This is a genomic window from Bacillus sp. SD088 (assembly GCF_017355205.1).
GTDB lineage: Bacteria > Bacillota > Bacilli > Bacillales > Bacillaceae_C > Lederbergia.
Genome location: NZ_JADIJK010000022.1, coordinates 49628 through 61844 on the forward strand (window position 1 = coordinate 49628; position 12217 = coordinate 61844).

A 12217-nucleotide genomic window follows, 5' to 3' on the forward strand; every position below is an offset into this window, starting at 1 on the left:
TAATGGAATACAGACCCAGAAGAGGATCAGTCATTTCTGGGGTAAAATGTATAATTCTTAAGAAAAAGTCCCCTCTCATCAGCGTACTGGGACATGTAATAGTCAATTTTGATCCAACTTAATAATATTCTAGAGAATTCATTCAGATAAATTTCTAGATATCTCATCTATTTTACCATATGAAAAGAGACAGGTCCAAAGGAGTTCGTCACTCTTAAGGATCTGTCCCTGCCATTTTATTCCAAACGTTTTATAAATAACTTAATGGGTCCTTCAGGTTACCATCTTTATGAACTTCGAAGTGAAGATGAACACCTGTCGCAAATCCCGTGGCACCCATTATCCCTAATTCAGAACCCTTTTCTACCTTTTGTCCAGCTGATACGCTAATCGAATCCATATGCGCATAAACAGTCTGGAATCCATTTTGGTGATCAATGACCACTTTATTTCCGTATCCACCATCGTCCCAGCCTGCTGATACGACAACACCGTTATCCGCTGCCTTGATAGTGAGATTGTCAGAGCGCGCAATATCAATGCCTTTGTGGAGAGAACCCCAACGTTGGCCCATTTTACTAGAGACATACCCGCCATTGGTTGGCCAAGCAAATGTTCCTGAACCACGGTCAGGAACTACTTTCGTTCCTTTTTCAATCACTTCTTTTACTGGCTTTTTAATCTGTGTTTCTTTTTTTGTTTTCTTCTTCTTCTGACTCCCGTTTTCTTCTACAATCTGATATAAAAATCCACTTGTTCCATTTTTGCCTGCTTGCTTGGTTTTCGTTTCCCCTTTTGGCATCTCATCGTTTTCTATCACTTCTTTTTCAAATGGAACCGATTCTTCCTGATACAATTCTTTCTCTACTACAACATGAAGCAATGGCTTCGTTACAACAGTTTGTAGTTTTTGGCCAATTTGCAACACTGTATCCTCTGTAATGCCTTCATTTAGCTCCATTAATTCTTTCGTAGATAGATTATACTTGTTCGCAATTGACTCTAGTACTTCTCCCTCTTGAACCTCATGTTGTTTTTCTTCCAATGTACCCTTTTGCAGAAATTCTACTGCCTGCTTCTCTTCTAATATATCTTTTGGATCAACCACTACCTTTTGGAAGCTCGTATCCTCTTTTATCTTAATATCGGTAATCTTTGATTCATCTTTTTTAAGGTCAGCAGAGGCATCTTCGTTTTCTTGATACGCCTTCCACTCAGCCTCTGGCACATATTCCTGCTGAAAGCGTTCAATTACCTTGTTTGCTACCTCTTCATTTTTCACGTAAATAATTGCCTCATCCTTGACGGCGATAGCTGTTGAGATAGCTTGGATTTTCGCCTTTTCAGCTATTTTTTCCCGAATAGCGTCATCCTCTGATCCTGCTCGAAATACATCCTCTTCTATATATGTAAGGTCATTCGCTAGTTCAAGTTGATAGTCATTATACTTTTGTGTTTCTTCCTCAACCAGTTTATCTACTTCTGATTCTACGACAGCTTTGCTGGATACATTGCCAAGATACTCTTCATCCATATACACATGATAAATTGTATTTAAGTTTGTTTCCGCCTGTGCAGATGGTGTCCCACTCATGATAAGTGCTAGCACAGATATGGTCGCAATCAGATATGCTCCGACTATGTTTCTTCTTCTACCATGAAGATTCATTTTCCCCTTATTTCCTCCCTAGATCGTTTTCCACCTAATCTCTCTATCTAATGGTGTGTTTCTCTAGACCATTGAACACTACTCAAGTAGGTCAATAGTTTTATTACTCTTTTCGGGTTTACTTTACCATATAAATATTGGGAATAAAGGATATGTAAGACAATGTAATATAAATGTATAATTGATGTCACTTCTTGTAATACGATTGATTAAAAGAACTACGATAACGCTGTTCTTAAGCTATCTCCTGCTTCAAACAGAGTCAGAACCTATTACTACATTACATAACATTCATATTACAATTACTTTACAATGGATTAGTTTTACATGAGGAATGGTAAAAAAGGGTATAAAAAAAGCATTGCGAGAGGCTACGTCATCGCAATACTCCTTGAGGAAAAATGTAATGAATGGTTTTTATGTTATCATGAACCTTCCTACTTGGCAACAGTTTTCGACAAAATCACAGTAAATCTAATTTTATTACAGTCCTTTTTGGATAAAAGGAGAACAAGGACCTAGTGAATAGAGATGTAATTCATGCATGGCTCTTGTGCAAGCAGTATAAAACAAATTTCTTTCCATTTCCCTGCCATATTGCTGTTCTGAGGCATTGTAGAGAATAACCGCATCAAATTCGATTCCCTTCGCGAGGTAGGCAGGTAAAATAATCGTCCCTTTTTCGTATGCATTCGTTTCTTTTTTCATTAAGCGCACTTGGATCTGCTCTTGGAGCTGCTCATAAGCTTCCTGACTCTCCGCGGCTGTTTTACAAATGATTGCAATGGTCTCATGCCCTTTCTCCTGCAACTCTCCTACACGTTTCACGATTCCTTCATGTAAAGATTCAGGACTTTCTACCTTCGTGACCGTTGGCTCCTCACCATTCCGGTTAAAAGGTTCAATAAGCTCCCCACCCTCAATCATATTGCGCGTAAATTCTACAATTTGCTTAGTTGAACGATAGCTTTTTGTGAGAACGATCTTTTCTTCCCCCTCAAGCTCAGCATTCAATAATGTAGGGGCATGCATAGAATGAGCATAGATGGCTTGATTCATATCACCCAAAATCGTCATTTTACTATTGGGAAATTGTTGTCGTAAAAATTCAAACTGAAAGGGAGAATAATCTTGCGCCTCATCAATAAATAAATGGCGAATGAATGTGTTCGCCTTTCTTCCCTCTAGTTGATCTTGTAAATATAGATAAGGTGTCGCATCTTCATAAGGAATCACCCGCTGATCGATCTGGTTGATCGTATATGCACGAATCTGCCCCCAATCTTCAGTACCTGCCATTATATCTTCTGAAAGAAATTGACGATACAGAGATTCAATATGACATATCTTTAATCCCTTCAACTGGCGACGAATGGATTTTAAATGTTCACTGACAATCTTCTTCTTTAAAAATCGCTCTTCCTGTTCTATATCACCAAAAGCTTCTTCTTCCTTTTGTGTTTGGCGGAAGGCCTCTAAATAGTCCTCTTTATCTAAAAGCTCTGCTTCTTCTAAAACCCAATCCTTATCCCTTTCCTTTTTGGCAAAAGCGGACAAATCCTTTAGCAGTTTTTCTGCTGTGAGCTTTAGACGATTGGGAATCGAGATCTCTGGATCAAGAGAATAAAATAAATCGTGGATTTCTTCGCTCGAAAAAAGTACTTCCCCACGGAAATAAAGGGTTTTAAAAATGAGTCCTTGAGTGGACAGCTTTGCAACATATTCATCGATTAATTTTTTGTAACCAATACTGGTTTTTAAGCGAATCCCCTTTACACGCTGCTCGTATTCCGGTTCATCCATAGCAGTTAATGTATATTCAATTTGTGAATAGGCGTCTTCTACAGAGAAAGCTTTGCCAAATCGAGAATGAAGATATTGTTGATATGTCGTTTGGACCATATTGTCCTCGCCCAATTCTGGTAGTACAGTAGCAACATAGCTATTAAATAGTGGATTGGGAGAAAAAAGCATAATATTTTCCGATGTAAGAGTGTGGCGATAACGATAGAGTAAATAAGCGACACGTTGCATAGCTGCCGAGGTTTTTCCACTGCCGGCAACGCCTTGTACAACTAAATATCGGCTTTTTTCATTACGAATAATATGATTCTGCTCCCGTTGGATCGTCGCGACAATACTTTTCATTTGGGTATTGGCCGTTCCACCTAATACTTCCTGCAGCAATTGATCACCAATCGTTACACCTGTATCAAACATTCCCTTTAGCTTACTGCCCTTAATTATATATTGTCTCTTCAACTTCATATTTCCTTCGATTTCGCCAGATGGTGTGCGATAGGATGCCACTCCTGGTGAGTGGTCATAATAGAGACTGGAAATGGGAGCTCGCCAATCAAAGATTAAAAAGTCTTCATCTTTTTGATCCATTAAAGAAGTGATCCCAATATAAATCTGCTCAACTTCTGGCTCTCCTTCCTCATGAAAATCAATCCTGCCAAAATAAGGCGATTGATTCAATTGCAAAAGTTGCTGGACTTTTTTATAGGATTGCTTGTGATTTCGTTCTTGTTCGGCTAACAGTTCAGACTGCTGCTTAATGCTCGCAAAGGTCTCAATCACATCATCAGGATGATCTAAATTAATTGTGACATCCTTCCAAAAATCACGTCTAAGCTCAATAACCCCTTCCTTTAATCCGCCCATTTGTTCTTGGAGCTTTTCAAGCTTTGCTTTAATCACCTGTTGAATCATCTCAATGCGGGTTTGCTCCCTTTGCCACTCCTCATTCCGCTTCTCCACCAACAACACTCCTTTATTGAAATTATATGCTTGACATCCCATGTAACTTGTAGTAAAATATAAATTGGATACGTATATTTCACTTATATATAGTTTTGGCGCATTCTTTAATATAGCACATCTATGAGGAAATCTCAATCATTTTATGGAGATTCCCTTTTTAATGCAAAAAGCATCTTATCCATGAAATCGGATAGGATGCTTTTTCATTAAGCCCCAGATGGTACGGCTTCATCATCAAAACGCCGCTCTAAATTAACAAATTTATTATATTCTTTTACAAAGGCCAATTGAACCGTCCCAACTGGGCCATTCCGTTGCTTAGCAATAATAATTTCAATAATATTCTTGTTTTCTGATTCATGATCATAATAATCATCACGATAGAGGAAGGCGACAATATCGGCATCCTGCTCAATACTTCCTGATTCCCTGATATCTGACATCATCGGGCGCTTATCTTGACGTTGCTCTACTCCACGTGATAACTGAGATAAAGCGATCACTGGCACCTCTAATTCACGAGCAAGTCCCTTTAATTGACGAGATATCTCAGAAACTTCCTGTTGGCGATTTTCCTTTGAATTCCCACTCCCTTGAATCAATTGAAGATAATCGATTAAGATCATCCCAAGTCCATGCTCTTGTTTTAAACGGCGACATTTGGAGCGGATCTCACCAATTTTAATACCTGGAGTATCATCAATATAAATTCCTGAATTCGATAAACTCCCCATCGCCATGGTGAGTTTGCCCCAGTCTTCATTTGTAAGTGAACCAGTTCGAAGATTTTGTGCATCAATATTTCCCTCTGCACAAAGCATCCTCATCACAAGCTGTTCTGCTCCCATCTCAAGACTAAAGATCGCGACGTTTTCCTCTGTTTTCGTCCCAACATTTTGAGCAATATTCAAAGCAAAAGCCGTTTTCCCGACAGATGGGCGGGCCGCTACAATGATTAAATCATTGCGCTGGAAACCAGCAGTCATTCTGTCTAACTCCGCAAACCCAGTTGGAATACCGGTTGTATCTCCTTTTCGATTATGCAAAAGCTCAATATTATCATAAGCTTTGACTAGAACATCTTTTATATCTTGGAAGTCACCCGCATTTTTCCTTTGTGCCACTTCCATAATTTGTTTTTCCGCTTCATCTAAAAGAGCTTCAATTTCATCTTCTCGTGAATAGCCATCTTTCGCAATATTTGTTGCTGTTCGAATCAGACGCCGCAATAAAGATTTCTCTTCTACAATCCGGGCATAATAGCCAATATTGGCGGCGGTTGGAACAGAGACAGCCAATTCACTTAAATAAGAAATGCCCCCAACATCTTCTAGCGTTTTGGAAGCTGCTAATTCCTCTGAAACAGTGACCAAATCCACGGCCTTTCCTATTTCAGTTAGTTTCATCATACAATCAAAAATTTTCTGATGACCGCTCCGATAAAAATCCTCCGGCAACAGAATTTCAGTTGCAAGCATCATGGAAGAAGGCTCTAGAAAAATAGCTCCCAGAACAGCTTGTTCAGCTTCAATATTTTGCGGTGGTGTCCGATCTAAAAACAACTCACTCACGATGATTCCTCTCCCCTGCTAATTACAGTCTATCTATCATTATACTATTTTTCGACAAAAGAATCCTGCTCTCTCCCAATATTCTTTTTGGGAAATCTCTTCCATTTTACCAAATCCCTTATAAATACCGTGTTCAAAAAGGAGCAAGTTCGGCTATCAAGACAGACCTGCGCGTGTTGTGGTAACTTCGAGCTTCGACACAGGACATGTCAGTACTTAGTCGAAGATCCTTTCGTTCGCAGTCATTTTCACCGGACTTTTGAACAACCTCTATAACTCAGTTGAAACATTCTCTAATTTATATAAAACATGCCTTCCTAATGGATGATCGATTTCAAGTTTTGGATGATTAAATTCTTTTACTTTTCTCATACCAATTCTTTGCATAACCTTCTCCGAATCCTTATTTAGCAATGCCGTAAATGAATAAACCTCCGGTAGCTGCAAAGTGTGAAAGGCATAGTTCAGACAGGCCTTCGCACCTTCCATCGCATATCCCTTCTTCCAAAACGGAGAATTTAATCTCCAACCAATCTCAGTTGAACCATGGAAGTCGGTATCCATCTTGATCGTCAATAAACCAATAAAACCGAGAAATTCCCTCGTCTCCTTTAACTCAAGCGCCCATATTCCATATCCCTTTTCTTGAAAATGACTTTCGAACCTTTCTACCAATTGATCCGATTCCTCTCTTGTTATCGTGCTAGGGAAATAGCGCATCACCTGCAAATCCGCATTCATATGGGCAAATGGAATTTTATCTGCCTCTTGCCATCTTCTGAAACCTAATCTTTCTGATTCAAAGGTATATTCCATTTGCAATCTCCTGCCTTTGGAGCGACAAAACCGCCTCAATGGGCCTTGAGGCGGTTTTTCACGTAATTTTACTTTTCTTCTGAAACATGCACATCTAATGTGGCGGTCACATCTTGATGAAGCTTAACCTCAACTTTTGTAACACCCAATGAACGAATAGCATCTTCCAATAAAATTTTCCGTTTATCTACTTTAATATTATGCGTTTTTTTCAATTCAGCCGCAATTTGCTTGCTTGTGATGGAGCCAAATAGACGGCCTCCTTCACCTGATTTTGCTGTAAGCTCCACAGTTAACTCTTCCATTTTCGCCTTTAGCTGTTTCGCTTCCTCTAATTCTTGCTGAGCTTCTTTTTGTTCCTTTTTCTTTTGATTGTCTAGTGACTTCATATTTCCAGAAGTGGCCTCAGTAGCATAGCCATTTTTTATAAGGAAATTATGTGCATAGCCATCGGCGACATTTTTAACCTCGCCCTTTTTCCCTTTTCCTTTTACATCTTTTAGAAAAATAACTTTCATTCGTCTTGACTCCCTTCTAGATATTCATCAATGACTTGTTTTAGTTTTAATTCGGCTTCTACAACCTCATATCCTTCTAATTGGACAGCGGCATTGGATAAATGTCCTCCGCCCCCTAAGGACTCCATGATGATTTGCACATTGACTTCTCCTAAGGATCTTGCACTGATCCCAACAAGGCTTTCAGTCCGCTTAGAAATGACGAAAGAAGCTGTAACTTGATCCATCGATAGTAAAATATCCGCTGCTTGCGCGATGGTCACGGGGTTATAAATTTCATTTTCTTCCGCACTAGCGATAGCAATGCCGTCACGATATAACTCTGCTGTCTCAATCAATTTAGACCGCTTAATATACGTATTTATATCTTCCTTCAGGAAGCTTTGTACCATCACGGTATCGGCTCCTTGGGTCCGCAAATATGATGCAGCATCAAAGGTACGTGAACCAGTTCGAAGTGTAAAGCTCTTTGTATCAACAATAATACCAGATAATAGGGCTGTTGCTTCTAATGAATTTAATTTCTTCACTTTTGGTTGATATTCCAATAACTCTGTTACAAGCTCAGCTGTCGAGGAAGCATATGGTTCCATATAGACTAGCAAAGGCTTTTTAATAAAATCCTCGCTTCTGCGATGATGGTCCATAACCACAATTCGTTCGGTCTTCCCTAATAAACGCTCTTCAATCACAAGAGAAGGTTTATGTGTATCCACAACAACTAATAAAGTATGATCTGTTATTAATTCCATTGCTTCATCTGGACTGATGAGCTTTGAATACAGATCAGGATAATCCTTCATTTTCTCAATCAGTCTTTGAACAGAAATATCAATATTGTCAAAATCAACGACGATATAGCCATCAATCTGATTCAATTCTGCCGTTTTTCGAATTCCGATCGAAGCACCAATGGCATCCATGTCAGGGAATTTATGGCCCATGACAATCACTTGGTCACTTTCAACCATTAATTCCTTTAATGCATGGGAAATGACACGCGCTCGCACTCTTGTGCGTTTTTCCATCGGATTGGTCTTGCCGCCATAAAACTTTACCTTACCATTTGGCAGCTTAATCGCAACTTGGTCTCCCCCTCGGCCTAACGCCAAATCTAGACTGGATTGTGCGAGTTCTCCTAATTCAGGAAGTGAGTAATCTCCTACGCCTATCCCAATACTTAATGTCAGAGGGACATTTTCCTTACCGGTTGTTTCCCTCACTGTATCTAATATGGAAAATTTACCTGTTTCCAACTCGCGAAAAATCTTTTCATTTAATAAGATCACAAACCGATCAGATGATGTTCTTTTTAAAAAGATTCCATGTTCTAATGCCCAATCATTTATTAATGATGTAATAAGGTTACTTAAACCACTCCGAGCCTGGTCATCCATTCCTTGAGTCGCATCATCATAATTATCCATTACAATGACTCCGATGATATCTTTATCCTCCGCATACTGTCTTGCTAAAGCCATTTGTTCCGTCACATCAAAGAAGTAAAGTAATTTTTCTTCATGTTTCATCACGACACGGAATTTCTGATGACGAATCGTCACAATATCGCTCTCAATATCTTGCTTAATTAATGGAATAAGCTGCTCCCCTACTTCATATAAGGAACGACCTATAAGAGAAGTCTCATTAAAACAGGAGGCCATATAAGAATTGGACCACTCAATATAATAATCATCGTTAATGAGTATGATCCCAATTGGCATTTCTAACAAGGCTTCCTCTCCAACCTTTTTCACTCGATAAGAAAGGGTTTTGACATATTCCTCTCTTGCCTTCACCATCTTATTTTCCCAGAAGACAGCAAGCAAAAACAAGGCCAAGAGCATAAAAGCACCCGCTAGCGCAACCCATATGTTCGTCAAGCCAATATAAATAAGCAAAACAACTGCCACGGCCATGATGCCATATAGTGGATATAGCGATTTGCGCTCCTTTAAATAAAAAGGCATCCCTTCAGCTCCTTTAAAAAACTTGTTCCTACACTTTAGTATTCATACGCTGCCGCAAACTAAAACCTATATCAATTATACCTAACACACTTACAATTGAAAGCAAAAACGGTAAGAAAATCGTGGCAACAACCACCAAAATCGGTATGACTATCACCCATCTTTTCATATGGGCATAGTAAAAAACAAAAGATAATCCCTGAATCACTAATAAGAATTGAAGCAAAAAGGTTGCATTCAAAATCACCATTTGAAAGTACGAATTAGTGTCATCTGTAATGAACATCGAGCACAATAGGACAATTAAGTATATCCATACCATTGCTTTAGAGAAAGTTACATTACGAAAAGGACGAAATTTCGGAACTTGCACCTTTAAGCGCTTAACAATGGGAAAGTTCACAGCGATCAAAATCAGAACAGTAATAAACGCCCCACCAGCTAATATAGTAGGAGCCATTGAACCAATTAGATTCCCCATCCCCAATAACTGTTCCCTTAATTCTGTCGTTGGCGTTTGTCCCAAAGCTGTTAAGGTATCCATGTATTGATTCACAGTATTCTTAAACATTTGTTGATATTCATCAATGAAGTCTAATTGGAAGAATACCTTTGCTGCAACAAATACTAATAACAAACTAAACAAAAATCCTATGCTAGAAGCAATATAAATATTCCCTTTCTTCTCATTCTTCTGTATGCCATATCCCATTATTAATCCTGTAATCCCATATAAAATTGTAATGGTTACACCTAGAACGGATCCTATAAAGAAGGAAAGAATGAAAGCAAGAACAAAAAAAAGAAGCGAATATTTCGTTGGATGCTTAGCAGCATATAAAAGAAACGGCAAAACAAAAAACAATTGAAATAGAATTGCCGAAAATGGCACATAAATGGCTATTCCAAGCATAATCGAGAAAATCGCTAACAACATAGCCCCTTCTGTTATCATACGGGCATTTCCCACTTTGTCACCCCTCTTAATTCATATACCCTTCTATTTTACCGATGATTGCCATAACCTTCAACCTTGCCACCCTAGATTTAAAAAGAAATGAAGATCGACTTTCCGAAGGGATGTGAATGCGCTATCAATATTTACTCCACTATTATCGTTCTGCATATTCTTTAAAACAGTGATTTCAAAGAAAAGTATCCCTCTTTTAAGGTTTCCATAAGAAACACTAATTAATATCCATTAAGAAAAGCGCAAGGCGCCCGCCTATCGTCGACAAGCAAATGTCCTGAACCTAGAAAGGGTGTATTTTCCCTTTATAGGTTCAGGGTTATTTCATGGAACATCGGCTAAGTTCGCGACGTCCTGTCGCTCGTCTGCACTAGTACATCCTGTACGTCGCAACGCCGATGGGCTCGCTCCTGCGAGCCTCGAGCCGATGGCGCCTGAAGCTGGACAACAACTGCCCAGCCTTGAAGCAATCTTAAGAAAAATTTTATACTTTCTTATCTTTTTAAAAATAAAAAGAGCAGAAGGTTTTACCCTTACTGCCCTTTTACTTCTATCATCATTCTCCTAGTACAAATGGAAGCAATGCCATTTGACGAGCACGTTTGATTGCGATCGTTAATTTACGTTGATACTTAGCACTTGTTCCAGTTACGCGACGTGGAAGAATTTTCCCACGCTCAGAGACGAATTTTTTAAGAAGATCGATATCTTTATAGTCAATATGAGTAATCCCATTTGCTGTAAAGTAACAAACCTTCCGACGTTTACGTCCACCTCTACGTCCACCAGCCATCAAGATAACCTCCTTTTCATCCAAATTCTTGTCAAAGCAACTTCCTTTTAAAAGAAGCAGTTAAATGTATTTCATTTCATCGAATCAAGCTCTAAAACGGTAGATCATCATCCGAAATATCGATAGGTTCTCCATCATTTGAGAACGGATCATCATTGGATCGAGTAAAATTCTGGTTGTTACTCTGGTTAATGCGCTGACCCTGATTTGAACCATGAGAATAATTGGAGTTTCCCTGATCTCCTCCAAATTGGTTCCCACCAAAATCCCCTCTCCGGTCCGATGTTGAACTTTTAGGTTCAAGAAATTGCACATTGTCTGCTACAACTTCAGTGATATATACGCGTTTACCATCTTGTCCTTCAAAATTACGTGTTTGAATTCGCCCGTCTACACCAGCCAAGCTTCCCTTTTTCAAGAAATTAGCTGCATTTTCAGCTTGGCGACGCCATGTCACGCATTGAACAAAGTCAGCTTCCCGCTCACCTTGTTGGTTCGTAAAAGTACGGTTAACAGCTAGAGTAAATGTTGCAACGGCAACTCCATTGGGAGTATATCGCAAATCCGGATCCTTCGTTAAACGACCTACTAAGACAACTCGGTTCATCATCAGAATCAACCTCTTCCCGATTTACTTCTCTTTTTTTATAAATGTTCCACGTGAAACATTTTTATTTTTCATCTTTAACAACAATATGGCGAATGATATCACCGTTGATCTTCGCAAGTCGTTCAAATTCCTGAACAGCTTCAGGATTAGCATTTGCATGGATTAAGTGGTAAAGTCCTTCACGGAACTCCTCAATCTCATATGCAAGACGACGCTTGCCCCAATCTTTTGAATCGATGATTTCCGCACCATTTGAAGTAAGAACGCCATCAAAACGCTCAACAAGAGCCTTTTTAGCCTCTTCTTCAATATTCGGACGGATAATGTACATAATTTCGTACTTTTTCATCGTATAGTCACCTCCCTATGGTCTATGCGGCTCTTTTATCTGAAAAGCGGAAGCGTCTTGGTAGGATAAACGGCTAAAGACACGACGGCCTGTCGCAACATCGTTTTGACCTACGTCCTGTAGTCCTCCGTCAAGCAAATGTTCTTTCAACAAGGAAGTCTGTTTTTTGACTTCATTGGTGGAAG

The 12217-nt window shown here is 39.2% G+C and carries 10 protein-coding genes; all 10 read right to left on the reverse strand.

Annotated elements, in window-relative coordinates; all coding sequences use genetic code 11:
• Positions 1–250: 250 nt before the first annotated feature.
• The 10 genes from IPU53_RS17960 to rpsF all read right to left on the reverse strand — a co-directional run bounded on the left by IPU53_RS17960 (position 251) and on the right by rpsF (position 12032).
• Positions 251–1669 carry a M23 family metallopeptidase gene (locus IPU53_RS17960; protein ID WP_207452384.1) on the reverse strand — a complete coding sequence of 473 codons (1419 nt, stop codon included), beginning with the start codon at positions 1667–1669 and terminating at the stop codon, positions 251–253.
• Between the two features lie 483 nt (positions 1670–2152).
• Entirely contained in the window at positions 2153–4432 is a 2280-nt protein-coding gene (gene helD / locus IPU53_RS17965; RefSeq protein WP_207452385.1) for an RNA polymerase recycling motor HelD, read from the reverse strand.
• A gap of 209 nt (positions 4433–4641) precedes the next feature.
• Entirely contained in the window at positions 4642–6006 is a 1365-nt protein-coding gene (gene dnaB / locus IPU53_RS17970) for a replicative DNA helicase (RefSeq protein WP_207452386.1), read from the reverse strand.
• Positions 6007–6276: 270 nt separating this feature from the next.
• Positions 6277–6822: a GNAT family N-acetyltransferase gene (locus IPU53_RS17975; RefSeq protein WP_207452387.1), complete on the reverse strand. Its 546-nt coding sequence runs from the start codon at positions 6820–6822 to the stop codon at positions 6277–6279.
• Positions 6823–6890: 68 nt separating this feature from the next.
• Positions 6891–7340, reverse strand: a complete 450-nt coding sequence (gene rplI, locus IPU53_RS17980) for a 50S ribosomal protein L9 (protein ID WP_207452388.1) — start codon at positions 7338–7340, stop codon at positions 6891–6893.
• Complete coding sequence (locus IPU53_RS17985) at positions 7337–9310, reverse strand: DHH family phosphoesterase (protein WP_207452389.1); 1974 nt, start codon at positions 9308–9310, stop codon at positions 7337–7339. Before IPU53_RS17985 ends, rplI begins: the two co-directional genes overlap by 4 nt.
• A 28-nt stretch (positions 9311–9338) precedes the next feature.
• On the reverse strand, positions 9339–10280 hold the full coding sequence (locus tag IPU53_RS17990; RefSeq protein WP_207452390.1) for a YybS family protein: 942 nt from the start codon (positions 10278–10280) through the stop codon (positions 9339–9341).
• Positions 10281–10836: 556 nt separating this feature from the next.
• On the reverse strand, positions 10837–11073 hold the full coding sequence (gene rpsR / locus IPU53_RS17995; RefSeq protein ID WP_207452391.1) for a 30S ribosomal protein S18: 237 nt from the start codon (positions 11071–11073) through the stop codon (positions 10837–10839).
• A gap of 91 nt (positions 11074–11164) precedes the next feature.
• The gene (ssb, locus tag IPU53_RS18000; RefSeq protein WP_207452392.1) at positions 11165–11683 is read right to left on the reverse strand and encodes a single-stranded DNA-binding protein; all 519 of its coding nucleotides are present in this window, start codon (positions 11681–11683) and stop codon (positions 11165–11167) included.
• A 61-nt stretch (positions 11684–11744) separates the two neighbouring features.
• Positions 11745–12032: a 30S ribosomal protein S6 gene (gene rpsF / locus IPU53_RS18005; protein ID WP_207452393.1), complete on the reverse strand. Its 288-nt coding sequence runs from the start codon at positions 12030–12032 to the stop codon at positions 11745–11747.
• Positions 12033–12217 lie beyond the last annotated feature (185 nt).